Below are 16,711 nucleotides of genomic sequence, written 5' to 3'. Positions count from 1 at the left end.
CACCACCCGTCCCTCCTCCCGCGTCGCCGCGGACTTCGAGGGCCACCTGACCACCTGTTCGGTGCCATCGGCGCCACCGACGAGGAAAGGAAGAACATGACCAAGACCCTGTACGAGCTGGGAGAGATACCCCCGCTCGGCGTCGTGCCGCGGCAGATGTACGCCTCCGTCATCCGCCGCGAGCGCTACGGCCCGCCCAGGGACGCCTTCCGCACCGAGGTCGTGGACGTGCCGTCCGTCGGCCGCGGCCAGGTGCTGGTGATGATGATGGCCGCCGGCGTCAACTACAACAACGTGTGGGCCGCCCTCGGCCGGCCCCTCGACGTCATCAAGGCACGGCAGCGCCACGGCGACGACACGGACTTCCACATCGGCGGCTCCGAGGGATCGGGCGTCGTGTGGGCCGTCGGGGACGGCGTGGAGCAGGTGCGGGTCGGCGACGAGGTGGTGCTCTCGGGCTGCCAGTGGAACGAGTCCGCCGCCGACATCCGCCTCGGCGCCGACCCGATGACCTCCCTCACCCAGCGCGTCTGGGGATACGAGTCGAACTTCGGCTCCTTCGCCCAGTTCTCCGTCGTCGACGAGTACCAGTGCCACCCCAAGCCGACGCGGCTGACCTGGGCCGAGGCCGCCTGCTACCTGCTGACCGGCGCCACCGCCTACCGGCAGCTGTGCGGCTGGGACCCGCACACCGTGCGGCCCGGCGACCCGGTGCTGATCTGGGGCGGGGCCGGGGGCCTGGGCTCGATGGCGATCCAGATCGTCCGCGAGCGGGGCGGCATACCCGTCGCCGTCGTCTCCAGCGAGGAGCGCGGCGAGCACTGCGTGCGGCTCGGCGCCCGCGGCTACCTGCTGCGCGGCGACTACACGCACTGGGGCCGGCTCCCCGACATCGACGACGACGCGGCGAGCGGCGCGTGGATGGCGGAGGTACGGCGGTTCGGGAAGCGCTTCTGGGAGATCGTCGGCGCCCGCCGCTCCCCGAGGATCGTCCTCGAACACTCCGGCCAGGACACCATCCCGACCTCCATGTACCTGTGTGACAACGCGGGCATGGTCGTCATCTGCGGCGGCACCACCGGCTACCACGCCGACGTGGACCTGCGGTTCCTGTGGATGCGGCAGAAGCGCCTCCAGGGTTCCCACTTCGCCAACACCGAGCAGTGCCGTGCGATCACGGAGCTCGTCGCCGCCGGCCGCGTCGACCCGTGCCTGTCGTGGACCGGGACCTTCGAGGAGCTCGGCCACGCCCACCAGCTGATGCGCGACAACGCCCACCCGGCCGGCAACATGGCCGTCCTCGTCAACGCGGCCGAGGACGGCCACACGCTGTGACCCACGGGGCCCGAGGCGTCCGGCCGGCCCGCCGTGCCCGCCGTCCGCGTCGCCGCGCGCGGGTCGGCGGCGCGGCCGGCGGGCTAGGGTGTGTCCGCGGCGTCCCGCCCGGGGCCGCGACGCCGGCCGCGGCGCACCGCTCCCGGCCTCGGGCGGATCCGGGCCCCTTCGGGGCCCGGGGAGCATCGCGGCCGACGCCGCGGCCTGACCCGGCGCGACGTCGCGGCCGGCCCCTGACGTCGCGGCGAGCGGCAGGTGAGCGACCGGACGGCAGGGCTCGTGAGGAAGGGAGGCGGAGCGCGGTGTCGGTGACCGACGACGCCATCGAGGCGATCAAGCAGATGATCATGGACGGCGAGCTGAGGCCGGGCGACCGCCTGCCCAGGGAGCCCGACCTCGCCGAGCGGCTGGGGCTGTCACGCAACTCGCTGCGCGAGGCCGTGCGGGCCCTGTCCCTGATCCGCGTCCTCGACGTCCGGCGCGGCGACGGGACGTACGTGACGAGCCTGGAGCCGTCGCTGCTGATGGACGCGATGAGCTTCGTCGTCGACTTCCACCGCGACGACACCGTGCTCCAGATGCTGGAGGCGCGGCGCGTCATCGAGCCGGCCACCACGGAGCTCGCGGCGGCGGCGATGCCCATGGCCGAGATCGAGGGCCTGTCCACGCTGCTCGACTCGCTCGGCGAGAACGCCACCGTCGACGAACTCGTCGAGAACGACATCGAGTTCCACCGCCGCATCGCCGTCGGCTCGGGCAACGCGGTGCTCGCCTCGATGGTGGAGACCCTCTCCAGCCGCACCCAGCGCGCCCGGAGCTGGCGCGCCCTGACACAGGAGGGCGCGGTCGAGCAGACCCTCGGCGAGCACCGCGCGATCCAACGGGCGCTCGCCCGGCGTCAGGTCGGCGTCGCCGGCGCCCTGGCCACCGTGCACATCGCCGGCGTCGAGCAGTGGCTGCGGGAGGCCCTCGTCGAGCCGCCCGCGGGCGAGGCCCAGCCGTTCGACCCCGCCGCGGCCGACCGGCCCTGACCCGTCACGGGCGCGGCACCGTCGCGTCACGCGGTGCGCGGGCGGAGCCTGAGGTCCTGCATCCCGCCGTCGACGGCGATCCCGGCGCCGGTCGTGGAGGCGGCGAGCGGGCTCGCCAGGTACACCACGGCGTGCGCGACCTCCCGGGGGGAGACGAGCCGGCCGTGCGGCTGCCGCGCCTCCAGCGCGGCGCGCTCCGCCTCGGGGTCCTCGGCGCGGCCGAGCAGCCGGTCGATCCAGGGGGTGTCGGCGGTGCCGGGGTGGACGCAGCAGACGCGGACGCCCTCGGCGAGGTGGTCGGCCGCCATCGCGCGCGTCAGCGCGGCCACGGCGCCCTTCGACGCGCTGTACAGCGCGCGTTGCGGCAGGCCGGCGGTCGCGGCGACGGAGCCGACGTTGACGATGGCGGCGGCCCGCGAGCGGCGCAGGTGCGGCAGCGCGGCCCGGCTGGCGCGGACCATGCCGAGGAGATTGACGTCGAGCACCCGCAGCCACTCGGCGTCGTCGTTGTCCTCGACGGTGCCCTGGGCGCCGATGCCGGCGTTGTTGACCAGGACGTCGAGCCCTCCGAAGCGCTCGACGGCGGTGGCGACGGCGTGCCGCACGGAGGCGTCGTCGCCGACGTCGGCGCGGAGGTGGAGCACCCCGTCGGTCTCGGTGGGGGAGGCGGGGGAGGAGAGGTCGAGGGCCGCCACGCGGGCGCCCCGCTCGCGCAGGGCCGCCACCACGGCGGCCCCGATCCCGGAGGCGCCGCCGGTCACCGCCGCCGCGAGGCCCTCGAACTCACCCATGCCGTCTCCTCCGTCGCTGGTCCACGCTGCTTGACACCGCTCCGACCGATCCGCACCGATCCGTCGCCGACCCTCCCATTGGTCGGGTGTCTGACGCGATCTTTCCCGCATGTTAGGGCAAAGAAGCGAACGGTCGCGAGTGTTGACCCCCATACATCGGATGTCTATGGTTTGCGTGCGCTGGCCGCCGTCCGAAGGAGAGTCCGTGTCCCGTTTCGTCGCCCTACAGACCCACGACGTGCGGTTCCCCACCTCCCGGACGTTGGACGGCTCCGACGCGATGAACACGGACCCGGACTACTCGGCCGCCTACGTGCGGCTCCTCACCGACGAGGCCGGGGACGGCGGCGAGGCGGCGGAGGGACACGGCTTCGTCTTCACCATCGGCCGCGGCAACGACGTCCAGGTCGCCGCGCTCCGCGCGCTCGAGGGCCACCTCGTCGGGCGCGAGGTCGAGCCGGTCCTGGCCGACCTCGGCGGCCTGTGGCGCGAACTGGTCCACGACTCCCAACTCCGCTGGCTCGGCCCGGAGAAGGGCATCATGCACATGGCCATCGGCGCCGTCGTCAACGCGGCGTGGGACCTGCGCGCCAAGCGCGAGGGCAAGCCGCTGTGGCGCCTGCTGGCCTCCCTCAGCCCCGAGGAGATCGTCGACCTCGTCGACTTCCGCTACCTCACCGACGCCCTCACCCGGCAGGAGGCGCTCGACATCCTGCGCGCCGCCGAGCCGGGCCGCGCCGACCGCGTGGCCCGGCTGGTCGACGAGGGGTACCCGGCCTACACCACCACGCCCGGCTGGCTCGGCTACGACGACGAGAAGCTCGCCCGGCTGTGCCGCGAGGCCGTCGCCGACGGCTTCACCCAGATCAAGCTGAAGGTCGGCGCCGACCTCGATGACGACCTGCGCCGGCTCGCGCTCGCCCGCGAGGTCTGCGGCCCCGACATCCGCATCGCCGTCGACGCCAACCAGCGGTGGGACGTCGCCGACGCCGTCCGCTGGATCGAGGCGCTGCGCCCCCACGACCTCGCCTGGGTCGAGGAGCCGACCAGCCCGGACGACGTCCTCGGCCACGCCGCCATCGCCCGGGCCGTCGCGCCGATCCCCGTCGCGACGGGGGAGCACTGCGCCAGCCGCGTGATGTTCAAGCAGTTCCTCCAGACGAGGGCGCTCTCGGTGCTGCAACTCGACGCCACCCGCGTGGCCGGCGTCAACGAGAACGTGGCGATCCTGCTGCTGGCGGCGAAGTTCGGCGTCCCGGTCTGCCCCCACGCCGGGGGCGTCGGCCTGTGCGAGGCCGTCCAGCACCTGGCGATGTTCGACTACGTCGCGGTCTCCGGCACCCGGGAGGGCCGCACGGTGGAGTTCGTCGACCATCTGCACGAGCACTTCGTCACCCCTGTCGACGTACGCGGCGGGCGCTACTACCCTCCCGAGACTCCGGGTGCGGGTGCCGAGATGCTCTCCCGTTCCATCCTGGAGTACTCCCACGAGGCGTGAACCTCCCGCCTGCGAGGGAGGCGAGCGACACGACGGTTCGACCACGACGGTTCGACGAGACAGGCGCGACGAAGCGACACGAGCGACAGAGCGACACGGCGACTCAGCGACTCAGGGAAGCGATCCGGCAATGACGACGGAGCACGTCCTCGACACCCACCTCCACCTGTGGGACCTCACGGTGAGCGCGTACGCGTGGCTGCCCCCCGACGGGCCGCTGCACTCCACCTTCACCGCCGAGCGGGCGCGGGCCGAACTCGACGCCGCCGGCGTCGCCGAGGCCGTCCTCGTCCAGGCCGAGGACTCCGAGGCCGACACCGCCCACATGCTCGCCCAGGCCGACCGCCACGACTGGATCGTCGGCGTCGTCGGCTGGGTGCGGCTGGACGACCCCGACACCGCCGCCCGGCAGCTCGACCGCTGGCAGCGACATCCCGCGTTCCGCGGCGTCCGGCACCTCGTCCACGACGACCCACGCGACGACTTCCTCCGGCTGCCGGCCGTGCGCCGGTCGCTCGCGATGCTCGCCCGCCGCGGCCTGCCCCTCGACGTGCCCGACGCCTGGCCGCGCCACCTCGCGGACGTCGCGGAGCTGGCGGACGCCCTCCCGGACCTCAGAATCGTCGTCGACCACCTCGGCAAGCCGCCCGCGGACCGCGACGCGTTCGCGGCCTGGCGGCAGACCCTGGAGGCGGTCGCGGCCCGCCCGAACGTCGTCGCGAAGGTCTCCGGGCTCCAGACTCCCGGCAGTCCCCTGACCGGCGAGACGGCGCGGCCCGCCGTCGAGGCGGCCTTCGAGCTCTTCGGGCCCGACCGGCTGATGTACGGCGGCGACTGGCCCATGACCCTGGGCCACGGCGGCTACGGCCACGCGTGGCGGGTACTGTCCACGCTCGTCGGCGAGCTGTCGGGCGCCGAGCGCGCCCGCGTGCTGGCCGGCACGGGCCGGGCGGTCTACGGCCTGCCGGAGCGTGCCCGGTGACCGCCGTGGGCCGGGTGCCGGCGGCCGCGAGCGCCGTGGCGGAGGGCGAGACGCTGCTGGAGGTCGAGGGCGTCGACAAGTCCTTCCCCGGCATCCGCGCGCTGGATGGCATGCACCTGACCCTGCGCTCGGGCGAGGTGCTCGCGCTGGTCGGCGAGAACGGCGCGGGCAAGTCCACGCTGATGAAGCTGCTGTCGGGCATCGAGGTGGCCGACGCGGGCACCTTCCGGCTCGGCGGCACCCCGTTCGCGCCGCGCAACCCACGCCACGCCATGGAGCTGGGCATCAGCATCATCCACCAGGAGTTCAACCTGGTGCCGCACCTGACGGTCGCCCAGAACATCTTCATCGGCCGCGAGCCGCGCCGCGGCCGGGTGGTACTCGACGAGCGGCGCCTGAACGCGGACGCCGCCGCGCTGCTGGACCGGCTCGGCCTCCCCCTCGACCCGCGCGCCGTCGTCGGCACCCTCACCGTGGCCCACCAGCAGATGGTGGAGATCGCCAAGGCCCTGTCGTACGAGCCGACCGTGCTGATCATGGACGAGCCGACGGCCGCCCTCAACGAGGCCGAGGTCGCCACGCTCCACGAGCTGATCCGCGGCTTCGTCCGTCCCGGCACCGGCGTCATCTACATCTCCCACCGCATGGGGGAGATCCAGCGCATCGCCGACCGGGTCACCGTCATCCGCGACGGCGCGTACATCGACACCCTCGACGTGGCCACGGCGGACACCCGCGACATCATCGGCCTGATGGTCGGCCGCGCCCTCGACGCCGACGCCCGGCCCGAGGGCGTGCGCCAGGGCCGCGAGGTCGTCCTCAGCGTCACGGGACTGTCCACGAAGGGCCTGCTGACCGACGTGTCGTTCGAGCTGCGACACGGCGAGATCCTCGGCCTCGCCGGGCTCATGGGCGCCGGCAGGACCGAGGTCGCCCGCGCCCTCGTGGGCGCCGACCCGATCCGGTCCGGGCGCGTCACCCTCCACGGCCGGGAGGTCCGCATCCGCCACCCCGCCGACGCCGCGCGGCTCGGCATCGGATACCTCTCGGAGGACCGCAAACGCTACGGGCTGCTGCTGGAGCAGGACGTCAAGGCCAACATCGCCCTCAGCACGCTGCGCGACCGCTTCACCCGCCGCGGCTTCGTGCGCGACGGCGCGCTGCGGGCCGCCGCGGAGGACATGATCGCCACCCTGCGCATCAGGACCCCGTCCGCGCACCAGACCACCAAGTACCTGTCCGGCGGCAACCAGCAGAAGGTCGTCATCGCGAAGTGGCTCGCCAAGGACTGCGACGTCCTCATCGTCGACGAGCCGACCCGCGGCATCGACGTCGGCGCCAAGGAGGAGATCTACCAGCTGCTCAACCGGCTGGCGGCCGAGGGAAAGTCGATTGTCATGATCTCATCGGAACTGCCGGAGATCCTGCGCCTGTCACACCGCGTCGTGGTGATGAGTGAGGGCCGGGTGACCCGCGTGCTCGACGCCGCCGAGGCGACCCAGGAGGCCATCATGCACCACGCGACGCTGCGTCCCGGCGCGAGCGACCACCATCCGGCCCCAGCCCACGGGAAGGCGGAGCGGCCATGACCACCGTCAAGGCGCCCACGCGCGAGGAGCCCCGGCAGCGGCGGGCCCAGGTGGCGGTGGACGTGGTCCGGGGCAGACTCCAGCAGCTGCTGGCGTTCGCGAGCCTCATCGTCATCTACGCCTTCTTCGCCGTCGCGAGCCCGTACTTCTTCACCTACGACAACTTCATCTCCATCCTGTTCTCCACGGTCGTGATCGGCACCCTCGCGATCGGGACGACGTTCGTCATCATCTCCGCCGGCATCGACCTGTCGATCGGCACCGGCATGGCGCTGTGCGCCGTCATGGCGGGCGTCTTCATGGTGAAGGCCGACCTGCCGCTGACGGTCGGCGTGCCGCTGACGATCCTGTTCGGCGGGCTCATGGGCCTGGTCAACGGCATCAACATCGCCGTGCTGCGCATCCCGCCGTTCATCGCGACCCTCGCGATGATGCTCGTCGCCGAGGGCCTGGCCCTCGTCGTCTCCGACAGCACCCCCATCTACTTCAGCGAGGTCTCCGGCTACACCGACATCTCCACCGGCCGCCTCGTCCCCAGCATCGACATCCCGAACGCGGTCCTCGTCCTCGCGCTGGTCGCCGCCATCGCGGGTGTGCTGCTCACCAAGACCCTCCTGGGCCGCTACACCTACTCCATCGGCAGCAACGAGGAGGCCACCGCCCTCTCCGGCATCGACGTCCGCCGCTGGAAGATCGCCATCTACACCTTCGCCGGCCTGTTCATCGGCCTCGCGGGCGTCCTCATATCCGCCCGCCTCGGCTCGGCCCAGCCCGCCACGGGCATGGGGTACGAGCTCCAGGCGATCGCCGCCGTCGTCATCGGCGGCACGTCCCTGTCCGGCGGCAAGGGGTCGATCGTCGGGACCCTGATCGGGGCCCTGATCATCTCCGTCCTCAACAACGGCCTCCAGATCATGGAGATCCCGCAGGAGTGGCAGAACGTCATCCTCGGCTGCGTGATCCTCGTCGCCGTCTACACCGACCGGGTCCGCAGGAAGGAAGTGTGACTCGGGCGAGCCGTCCCTGACCAGAACAAAGGAGATCTGGCATGAGAATCAGAAAGGCCCTCGCCGCCGTCGCCGCCGTGGCCGCCATGACGACGGTGGTGACCTCCTGCGCCGAGGAGGGCTCAGGCGGCGGGGGCGGCGGCGGAGAGCCGTTGATCGCCATCGTCTCCAAGGGCTTCCAACACCAGTTCTGGCAGGCCGTCAAACAGGGCGCGGAGGAGGAGGCCGAGGCCAGGGGCGCGCGCATCACGTTCGTGGGCCCGGCCACCGAGGCCGACGTGGAGGAGCAGATGAACATGCTCACCAACGAACTGGCCAAGTCCCCCGACGCCATCGGCTTCGCCGCGCTCGACTCCCAGGCCGCCGAGCCGCTGCTGCAACAGGCCCGGTCGCAGGAGATCCCCGTGATCGCCTTCGACTCCGGCGTGGACAGCGACGTCCCGCTGACCACGGTCGCCACCGACAACCGCGCCGCCGCCGCGCTCGCCGCCGAGCACCTCGCGGAGGCCGTCGGAGGGGAGGGCAAGGTCGCGCTCGTCGTCCACGACCAGACCAGCCTCTCCGGCAAGGACCGCAGGGACGGCTTCATGGACTGGATGGCGGAGAACGCGCCCGGCATCACCGTGCTGGAGCCCCAGTACGGCGGCGGGGACCAGCTGGAGTCCGCCAACATCACCAAGTCGATCATCCAGGCCAACCCCGACCTCGCCGGCATCTACGCCGCCAACGAGGGCTCGGCCATCGGCGTGATCAACGGCGTCCGCGAGAGCGGCCGCGACGGCATCGCCATCGCCGGCTTCGACTCGGGCCAGGCCCAGATCGACGCGATCACCAGCGGCGAGATGGTCGGCGCCGTCACCCAGGACCCCGTCGACATGGGACGCCAGCTCGTCGACGCCGCCCTGAAGGCCATCGACGGCGAGCAGCTGCCCGAGCGCATCGACACCGCCTTCTACTGGTACACCAGCGAGAACATCGACGATCCGGAGATCCAGGCGGCGCTCTACGAGTAGCCGCCGGGGAAGGACCCGGCGGAACGGCCCGGAGGACGACGGGCGGGGCGGCACCGGGAGGCGACTCCCGTGCCGCCCCGCCCGTGGTCACAGCAGGCCGCGCTCCGCCAGGTTGCGCATCAGCGCGCGCAGCCCGAACTCCCACGGCGCCGCCCGCTCGCTCGTCGTCACCGTGTTGACCAGGGCGCCCAGCCGTGGGCTCGCGATCCGCACCACGTCGCCCGGCTCGTGGGTGAAGCCCGCGCCGGGCGCGTGGCGGTCCTCGGTCGGGGCGAACAGTGTGCCGGTGAAGAGCACGAAGCCGTCGGGGTACTGGTGGTGCGGCCCGCGCACGGCGGCCAGCAGCTCCAGCACGTCGCGGCTGATCGCGCGCATCGAGCTGCTGCCGCGCAGCACGAAGCCGTCCGCGCCGTCGACCCGCAGCTCGATGTCGAGGCCCCGCACCGCGTCGAGGTCGAAGCCGTCGTCCAGCAGCCGCACGAACGGCCCGAGCGCGCACGAGGCGTTGTTGTCCTTGGCCCGCGACAGCAGCAGCGCGCTGCGACCCTCCAGGTCGCGGAGGTTCACGTCGTTGCCGAGCGTCGCGCCGCGCGGCCGGCCACGGGAGTCCGCCACCAGCACGGCCTCGGGCTCGGGATTGTTCCACGCCGAGGCGGCCAGCACCCCGATCTCGGCGCCCGTGCCGACGGCGGAGAGCACCGGCGCCTTGGTGAACACCTCGGGGTCGGGGCCGATCCCGACCTCCAGGTACTGCGACCACAGCCCCTCGGCGAGCAGGAACTCCTTGACGCGGGCGGCCTCGGGCGAGCCGGGCCGGATGCGGTCGACGGTGCCGCCCACCACCTCCCCGACCCGCTGACGGACCTCGGCCGCCAGCGCCGGGTCGCCGCCGGCGCGCTCCTCGATGACGCGCTCCACCAGGCTGCGCGCGAACGTGACGCCCGCCGCCTTGACCACCTGGAGGTCGACGGGCGCGAGCAGGTGCGGCAGCTCGCGGGCGCCGGCGGCGGTCGCCTCCAGCAGCGCGTCGAGGGGCCAGGCACGCCCGCCGGGCGCCTCGCGCACGATCGCCTCCGCGTCCTCGCGCTCCAGCAGCTCCGAGACGGTCGGCGCGTGCGCGCTCAGGTCGACGACGCGCTCACCCCTCACCGCCGCCACACACGGGCCGCCCCACTCGGGCTCGTGGACGCGGGCCACGAGGGCGGCGCGGTCGGCGTCCTCGGGCAGGACGGCGTCGGGCGTCAGGACGGGACGGGGGTGGGCTGTCGCAGGCATCGACGGGTCTCCTTCGACGGGGGCGCCAGCCAGCGTAGGGCCTTGGCCAGCGATCGTCCCCGGCCGGTCCCCCCCAACCCGCCGCCGCGACCGCCCGAGGCGGAAGCGCGAACGGCGCGCAGCCCCGGAGCGGTGGGACTCCGGGGCTGCGGCCTTCTATCGTTTCCTACCGTTACTCACCATGCCGTGCCCTGCCGGGCCCGGCTCCTAGACCTCTCCGGGAAAGAGCTCGGAGTAGGTCGCGAGGGCGATCGCCGTGTCGGCCTGGGCCCAGAAGCGGTGGTAGTTGAACGTCGGCGCCTCGCCGCCGTTCAGGTACGCCTCCACCTGGGGCCACGCCGGGTCGTCGTGGTAGAAGGTGCGCAGCGACTCGAAGGTCGCGCCCGGCTCGATCACGTCGCCGTTGGGCATCGTCCCGCTGAAGCCCTCCGGCACGAAGACCTCGTCGTCGAACCGCTCGAAGTGGGCCTGGGTCTCCGGCACGGACACGCCGAGCGGGTCGGAGTTGGCCCACACCGCGTCCAGCAGACCGGCCGCCGTGTCCTGGGCGGCCTGGTCGCCGCTGGCGGCGGCGTAGTAGGACAGGGTGTTCGCCAGCGAGCTGGTGATGCCCACGTCCTGGGTGTACGCGGTCACGTCGACGTGCAGGCCGTTGTTGGCGCCGGGGTTGGACGCGTTCCAGGTGTCGGGCTGGCCGGTCCACGACAGTGTGGACGGGATCTGGTACTCCCCGCCCTCGCCGATGGTGACCTCGCTCAGCACCCACGGCACCCACTTGTCCAGCACCTCGCCGGCCATGGCGTCGCCGGTCTCGTAGTAGTACTCGGCCAGTCGCTGCATCGACCACGCCTGGAAGCCGAACCAGGTGTTCGAACCCGGGTCGTGGTACACCGGCTGGTCGTCGTAGGCCATGCCGTAGAACGTGGCCGTGCCGGCCGGCGGCTGGCTGTAGTCGCCGCCCCAGCTGTTGGTGGCGCCACCGGCGATGCCGCCCTCGGCGGACTGGAGCCAGCGGTAGAACTCCACCTGGCGGTCAAGGCTCCTGGCCCAGTCGTCGTCCGCGGTGGGCGAGTCGGGGGCCATGCCGCCCTCGGACAGCGCGTACGCCGCCATCGGGTTCTGGTAGCCGAAGTGGGAGTGGCTGGAGCCGATGCGCCAGGCCCAGCCCGCGCTGGAGTCGAGCGCGCCACCCCAGGCGTAGTACCAGGACATCAGGTAGTGCGCGCTGTTCTTGCCGGTGCCGGCCGGGCAGCTCGGGCTCGTGCACCCGATCTGCTTGAAGTACTTGTCGAACATCGCGTACCGCAGGTAGTCGCCCATCATCGACGCCTTCTCGACGACGCCGGAGACGGCCGAGGCGTTGCCCTGCTCGGTGGCCCACTGGTTGGCCCAGTAGGCCGCCTGGACGGCGCGGGCGTCGGCGTCGGGCGCGTTGGTGTAGCGCCACTGCCGGGCGTAGTTGGCGTCGTCGGTGAACAGGTCGAGGTACCCGTTCTCGCCGCCGAAGGAGAAGTCGTCACAGGACGGGTGCGGCACGGTCTCCCACACCGACTCCTGCTCACCACGCTGGAAGGTGTTGATGAACGTCGGCTGGCCCTCGGTGCCGTTGCAGGCCGCGGCGCCGAAGCCGTAGGTGTCGTCCACGTCCTGCAGCCAGTGCATGCCGTAGATGTCGTCCGTGCCGTACGTCGAGGACAGCTCGTTCGCCAGCGGGTCGTCACCGACCGAGACGTTGCCGTCCAGCGCCGAGGGGTAGCCGCTGGGCTGCGGGTGCTCGGCCGCGTAGGTGGCCGGCGCCGACGGGTCGTAGAAGCTGTTGGTGGGCTGCTGGTCGGCGCTGGGGATCATCCACTCCTCCATGACCTCCCAGGCCTCGTTGAACGGTCCCCAGTCCTCGGTGATCCTGCCGTACTGCGCCTCCAGCCAGATGAGGTAGGAGTACGCCTCGGAGGTCGTCTCGTGACCGTGGTCCGGCGCCTCGATGACCATGGTCTCGACCGCGTGGTACGGCACGCCCTCGGGCGAGAAGTAGCCGTTGGCCGGGTCCTTGATCTTCTCGTACAGCTCCAGGAACCGCTCGCCGTACGGGCCGCCGCCGTTGCCGTCGCCCAGCTGGGTGACGGTCACGGTGGCGGGCAGGTGGCCGGGGGCGGAGACGGTGAAGGTGGCGGCTCCGCTGCCCTCGGCGTCCGCGCCGACGGTCACCGGCTGCGTGATGTTCCAGTTGTCGGGGGTGAACGTCAGCGAGCCACCGTCCACGACCGACACGCCGGGGTTGCCGGCGGTGCGCGCGACGCTGACTGTCACGTTCGCGTCCGGCTCGGTGTTGAGCCGCACGTCGAAGGTGTCGGTCTCACCGGCCCGCAGCGCGAGGGAGCTGGGGGAGACGACCAGGGCGGGGTCGTCGACCGGCGGCTCGCCCTCGCCGTCGCACAGTGTGCCGTTGAGGTAGAAGTCGGTGGGCGTGGTGTTGGTACCCGAGTAGCTGAAGTTCGCACCGGCCGAGACGGTCTGGCCGGGGGCGATGGTGGCGTTCCACGAGACGTTCCGGACGGTGACGGTCTGGCCCGACTGCGACCAGTCCGCGCTCCAGCCCTGGGCCAGCCGCTGGTTGCCGGAGTAGTCGTAGGTCAGGGCCCAGCCCTGGATCGCCTCGTCACCCTCGTTGTTGATGGAGATGTTGGCGGTGAAGCCACTGCCCCAGTCGTTGGCGCTGTAGTCGACGGTGCAGACCGGGTCGGCCGCCTGGGCGGGGCTGTTCGCCGTCGCCAGGAAGGACGTCGGCAGCGCCAGCGCGACCAGGACCGTCAGGCGCCTGCGGCGGGCGACCCGGGCGCGACGGACGGCGGACGGGGAAGGCGGCGTGCCCGCGGCGGATCTTCGGTGTCTTCTGCGCACCCGCATGGGTGAGCCCTCCTTGGGGATGGGGGGTGGAGCTTGCGTGGTTGCGTGAAGACCCAGTGGGAGCGCTCCCAAGTATGTGGAGGGGTAGTGCACACGTCAAGAGCTTTGACGCGCAGTCAGGGCAAACGGCTCTCTTCCCTGAGATTTCGGGGCCGAGGAGTCCTTGCTCGGGATATTTCTTGAACGCGACCCTGGCGATACGAAGGGAGTGCGCGCTATCTTCACCCCGACTTGGTGGGAGCGCTTCCAAGCTTTCGGCAGGCATGGCGAGGTCGCCGCCGTCGTGCCGTCGCGTTGTTCCGCCCATCCAACCGACCCCCGTTCCCGCTGCCCCGTTCCGGCGGCGATCCGACTGACCCGTCCACGCGGTCCGCGCCCCGGGCCGGGGGCGCCCACGGCCCCCGCCGCGCGCGGCGGGGCGACGGGACGGCAGCGCGAGGACTTCGGGTGCCCACCCCGGGGTGCGTCGAGGGCCCGGGGTGGGCGGGGTTGTCCCTCACCGCGGTGCGGCACCCCAGCGAAGGGGCGGACCGGGGCGGGAGCGGCACGGGAACGCCGCTGTGCCGCTCGGGGCTGGTCCGGTCGGGGGACTTACCCGGCCTGGCCGCGCGTGCCGGTGCAGGGGCAGGCGCGACGGCCGGGATTCTCTACGTCGTCGGGCGGCCCGAGGGCTGCTCGTCCGCGGCGCACCGGAGGGCGTCGAGGTCGGCGCGCCACTCCCAGCCGGAGCGGTCGGTGGGCCGCAGGTGGGCTTCGGTCCACAGGACGCGTTCGCGTCCGAGGACGTCGTAGGAGACGTGCTCGACGACCAGCCCGAGCCGGCCGGTCCTGCCGGTGCGGGGCTCGACGACGCGTTGCCCGATCCAGGGGTGCGCCACGTCCCGCAGCACCTCCCTGCCGCCGCCGGTCACCAGGTGTCCGCCATCATCCGCAGCGCCGCCAGGCGGGTGTCCGGCCCGATGACGAGCATGTCGCCGCTGGCGAACGTCACCGCCGCGCCGCCGGTCGGGGTGCGCGAGACGCGGTGGACGATCCACTGCTGGGCCCCGATCCGCACCAGGTCACCGCGCTCGACGGTGGCCGGGCCCACGATCAACGCCCGCGCGTACCGCAGCGGCTGCGGCCCCATCCCCCTCACCGCCCCACCTCGCGGTGCCACGGCCTGGCCAGTGCCTGGCCGACGGCGCCGAGCGCGTCCCGCAGGTGGTACGTGTCCGTCAGGCAGTCACCGACGGGTGGCGTCACCACGACGTTGAAGCGGATGCCGCACGGCACGCGAGGGACGTACGCGTTCCTGGGCGGCAGCCAGACAGGCGGCGGAGAGAAGGGGGACGCAGCGGGTGGGGGACGCTCAGGCATGACGGCTCCGGTTACGTACCGAGTGCTGACCGTCACAGAATGCCGATCTGGATCGGCTGGGCGTTGCACAGAACTGTGCAACGCCCTGGCGGGGTCAGGCCACGCCGACCCACTGCGCGAAGTGTGCGAGCGACCCACTTCGGGACCGCTCCCGCCGTCGCAGTTGAGTCACCACCTCGCGCACCTGCGGGTGATAGCGCGTCTGCTGGGGCGCGACGTTCTGCGCCTTCAGCAGACTCATGAACGCCGCGTCCTCCTGACCGGTCCACAAATGGGAGCGCGCCACGTCGATGTGTACCTGTCCGGCCCGCATGACGGGCCAGGTCGTAGGGATGCGTAGTGACTGCGAAACCCTGACCGCCTCGGCGTGGCGGTTCTGATCCGCCAGTGCGGCGATCTTGTGCGCCTTCACGTTGGTCGGTCCGAACGCGTACCAGTGCACGCCACGGATTCGGAAGCCGACCGGATCGGAAGACTCCGGGCCCTGCCCGCGCAACCACTGCTCCGGGGTCGCCTCGCCGGTGCGGGCGACGTGTCGTTCAGCCTCCTCAAGGTGGCCAGCGGCGGCATCGGTATCGCGAAGGCGGGCAGCGAGAACCGCGCTGCTGAGGTGCTTCTGGCCGATGGCGGCGTCGCGCTCGATGCCCGGCTCGGCGTCACGCGCGAGCCTCCTCCCGATCTCCTGAAGGCGTAGCCCAGTGCGGAACTCGCCGTAGCGAGAGCACACGTTGGCGGACATCCATTTGCCCATGGCGGCGAGGATCGGGTCCTGGGCACGGTCGGCAGCCCATTCGGTCCGGCTGGCGGCGAGCAACGCGAGGTCCTGATAGCCGAGCTTGGAGGCAAGGTTGAACGCGACGCGGTTGAGACCGCACAGCAGGGCCCAGGCACGCGGGCGATCGGCCGTGTGAGCGACGGTGGTCGCCTCGGCAAGCAACGCGGGGAGGTCTACGGCGGCTTCCTTGAGCTCCGTGTGGTGGATCAGGGCGCAGAGCCGGTCGCGCTCGTCGGCCAGCTCAGCCAGCGGCCGGGGCCTGACGGCCGGGTCGCCGCCGACGTTGTACAGGTTCAGCGCCTCGCGGATCGGCTGAACGAGAAGGTCCAGCTCGTCTGCGCGAAGCTCCTCTCTGTAAGGCTGTCCGAGCAGATCGGCAGGCGTGACGCCCAGTGCTCTCGCGCAGGCGGCGACCATCTCGTGGGAGGCGGGGCGCTGACCGCATTCGACCTTGGACAGCAGCGACTTCGAGATGTGTGCCCGCATGGCGAGCCCTGTCTGGGTAAGACCTCGCTTCGCGCGCAGTTCCGCGATGCGCGCGCCGATGAACTTGTCTGCCTGACTCGGCATAACTCGCTCCGTTCTGGCTCGATACCAGAACGGTAGCCCCGGTTCTGGGCGGGGGCACAGCGACGGTTTCACTCAGGTGGGGTCATGGGGCGTTCCCGCCCGACGCGTCGCGCGTCGTGGCATCGTGGGGCCGTGGAGTGCCTGGCGGCGCGAACACGAGGGCGTCCGACGCCCTGTGGTGGCGTCGGACCCTCGTGCACGGCGACACGGTTGGTGTCGCCCGTCTGGAACGTCCCCCGAGACCGGTGTTCGGTTGAGGGGTGGGTGGGTGGTGTTAGGCGGGGACGGTGGGGGCTTTGTTGGTGTCGGTGGTGGGTTGGGTGGTGGTGGGTTGGGTGGTGGTGGTGCGGGGGCGGCTCCAGCGGCGCATGACGGGGAGTTCGACGAGGCGGTACAGGAGCCAGGCGGCGAGGAGGTTGGCCAGGAACAGGGCGGCCAGGAGGACGAGGGCGGGGAGGGTGGCGTAGGTGCGGGTTTCGAGGATTTCGGGGCGGCCGTAGAAGATGATGACGGCTTGGACCATGTAGAAGGCGAAGGAGACGGTGCCCAGCCAGACCATGAGGCGGCTGCGGAGCCAGCCGG

At 72.1% G+C, this 16,711-nt stretch carries 14 protein-coding genes and 1 pseudogene; 7 read left to right on the top strand and 8 right to left on the bottom strand.

The features are described from left to right. Positions 1–96: 96 nt before the first annotated feature. Entirely contained in the window at positions 97–1,335 is a 1,239-nt protein-coding gene (gene ccrA / locus ACTWP5_RS30635) for a crotonyl-CoA carboxylase/reductase (protein ID WP_443224433.1), read from the top strand. A 302-nt stretch (positions 1,336–1,637) separates the two neighbouring features. After that, the gene (locus tag ACTWP5_RS30630) at positions 1,638–2,366 is read left to right on the top strand and encodes a FadR/GntR family transcriptional regulator (RefSeq protein WP_443224432.1); all 729 of its coding nucleotides are present in this window, start codon (positions 1,638–1,640) and stop codon (positions 2,364–2,366) included. A gap of 26 nt (positions 2,367–2,392) precedes the next feature. On the opposite strand, the gene ACTWP5_RS30625 is transcribed toward ACTWP5_RS30630, so the two are convergent. Continuing rightward, positions 2,393–3,157, bottom strand: a complete 765-nt coding sequence (locus ACTWP5_RS30625) for an SDR family NAD(P)-dependent oxidoreductase (protein WP_443224431.1) — start codon at positions 3,155–3,157, stop codon at positions 2,393–2,395. Positions 3,158–3,323: 166 nt separating this feature from the next. Between ACTWP5_RS30625 and ACTWP5_RS30620 the strand changes: the two genes are divergently transcribed. The 5 genes from ACTWP5_RS30620 to ACTWP5_RS30600 all read left to right on the top strand — a co-directional run bounded on the left by ACTWP5_RS30620 (position 3,324) and on the right by ACTWP5_RS30600 (position 9,246). After that, a complete protein-coding gene (locus ACTWP5_RS30620) occupies positions 3,324–4,655 on the top strand; it encodes an enolase C-terminal domain-like protein (protein ID WP_443224436.1) in 1,332 nt (443 codons plus the stop codon). A gap of 130 nt (positions 4,656–4,785) precedes the next feature. Then, positions 4,786–5,637, top strand: coding sequence for an amidohydrolase family protein (locus ACTWP5_RS30615; RefSeq protein WP_443224430.1), 852 nt, complete (start codon positions 4,786–4,788; stop codon positions 5,635–5,637). Next, on the top strand, positions 5,634–7,226 hold the full coding sequence (locus ACTWP5_RS30610; RefSeq protein WP_443224429.1) for a sugar ABC transporter ATP-binding protein: 1,593 nt from the start codon (positions 5,634–5,636) through the stop codon (positions 7,224–7,226). Before ACTWP5_RS30615 ends, ACTWP5_RS30610 begins: the two co-directional genes overlap by 4 nt. Then, positions 7,223–8,233, top strand: a complete 1,011-nt coding sequence (locus ACTWP5_RS30605) for an ABC transporter permease (protein ID WP_443224428.1) — start codon at positions 7,223–7,225, stop codon at positions 8,231–8,233. The genes ACTWP5_RS30610 and ACTWP5_RS30605 overlap by 4 nt, the downstream gene beginning before the upstream one ends. Before the next feature lie 41 nt (positions 8,234–8,274). Continuing rightward, positions 8,275–9,246 carry an ABC transporter substrate-binding protein gene (locus ACTWP5_RS30600; protein ID WP_443224427.1) on the top strand — a complete coding sequence of 324 codons (972 nt, stop codon included), beginning with the start codon at positions 8,275–8,277 and terminating at the stop codon, positions 9,244–9,246. 87 nt (positions 9,247–9,333) lie between these two features. Here ACTWP5_RS30600 and ACTWP5_RS30595 read toward each other — a convergent pair whose 3' ends face one another. From ACTWP5_RS30595 to ACTWP5_RS30565, 7 genes and pseudogenes are all read right to left on the bottom strand, one after another. After that, the gene (locus tag ACTWP5_RS30595; RefSeq protein WP_443224426.1) at positions 9,334–10,521 is read right to left on the bottom strand and encodes a fumarylacetoacetate hydrolase family protein; all 1,188 of its coding nucleotides are present in this window, start codon (positions 10,519–10,521) and stop codon (positions 9,334–9,336) included. Between the two features lie 207 nt (positions 10,522–10,728). Further along, complete coding sequence (locus tag ACTWP5_RS30590) at positions 10,729–13,425, bottom strand: glycoside hydrolase family 48 protein (RefSeq protein ID WP_443224425.1); 2,697 nt, start codon at positions 13,423–13,425, stop codon at positions 10,729–10,731. 647 nt (positions 13,426–14,072) lie between these two features. After that, positions 14,073–14,336 (bottom strand): hypothetical protein, encoded by a 264-nt coding sequence (locus ACTWP5_RS30585; protein ID WP_443224424.1) that lies wholly within the window; start codon positions 14,334–14,336, stop codon positions 14,073–14,075. Then, complete coding sequence (locus tag ACTWP5_RS30580; RefSeq protein WP_443224423.1) at positions 14,333–14,563, bottom strand: hypothetical protein; 231 nt, start codon at positions 14,561–14,563, stop codon at positions 14,333–14,335. Before ACTWP5_RS30580 ends, ACTWP5_RS30585 begins: the two co-directional genes overlap by 4 nt. Beyond that, positions 14,560–14,700, bottom strand: a complete 141-nt coding sequence (locus ACTWP5_RS30575) for a hypothetical protein (protein ID WP_443224422.1) — start codon at positions 14,698–14,700, stop codon at positions 14,560–14,562. The genes ACTWP5_RS30580 and ACTWP5_RS30575 overlap by 4 nt, the downstream gene beginning before the upstream one ends. 178 nt (positions 14,701–14,878) lie before the next feature. Next, positions 14,879–16,129 (bottom strand): helix-turn-helix domain-containing protein, encoded by a 1,251-nt coding sequence (locus ACTWP5_RS30570; RefSeq protein ID WP_443224421.1) that lies wholly within the window; start codon positions 16,127–16,129, stop codon positions 14,879–14,881. A gap of 274 nt (positions 16,130–16,403) precedes the next feature. After that, a pseudogene (locus ACTWP5_RS30565) lies at positions 16,404–16,711 on the bottom strand (acyltransferase family protein); the annotation flags it as partial.

This window comes from Streptomyces sp. 4N509B (assembly GCF_052245655.1).
In the GTDB taxonomy this organism is placed as follows: domain Bacteria; phylum Actinomycetota; class Actinomycetes; order Streptomycetales; family Streptomycetaceae; genus Streptomyces.
Note: the sequence above shows the minus strand (reverse complement) of the source record. Positions and strands in the feature narration are given on the sequence as shown.

Coding starts and splice junctions, on each gene's coding strand:
- ACTWP5_RS30595 (WP_443224426.1), bottom strand. CDS start 10,521: ATGCCTGCGACAGCCCACCCCCGTCCCGTCCTGACGCCCGACGCCGTC.
- ACTWP5_RS30590 (WP_443224425.1), bottom strand. CDS start 13,425: ATGCGGGTGCGCAGAAGACACCGAAGATCCGCCGCGGGCACGCCGCCT.
- ACTWP5_RS30570 (WP_443224421.1), bottom strand. CDS start 16,129: ATGCCGAGTCAGGCAGACAAGTTCATCGGCGCGCGCATCGCGGAACTG.
- ccrA (WP_443224433.1), top strand. CDS start 97: ATGACCAAGACCCTGTACGAGCTGGGAGAGATACCCCCGCTCGGCGTC.
- ACTWP5_RS30605 (WP_443224428.1), top strand. CDS start 7,223: ATGACCACCGTCAAGGCGCCCACGCGCGAGGAGCCCCGGCAGCGGCGG.
- ACTWP5_RS30625 (WP_443224431.1), bottom strand. CDS start 3,157: ATGGGTGAGTTCGAGGGCCTCGCGGCGGCGGTGACCGGCGGCGCCTCC.
- ACTWP5_RS30615 (WP_443224430.1), top strand. CDS start 4,786: ATGACGACGGAGCACGTCCTCGACACCCACCTCCACCTGTGGGACCTC.
- ACTWP5_RS30600 (WP_443224427.1), top strand. CDS start 8,275: ATGAGAATCAGAAAGGCCCTCGCCGCCGTCGCCGCCGTGGCCGCCATG.
- ACTWP5_RS30620 (WP_443224436.1), top strand. CDS start 3,324: ATGGTTTGCGTGCGCTGGCCGCCGTCCGAAGGAGAGTCCGTGTCCCGT.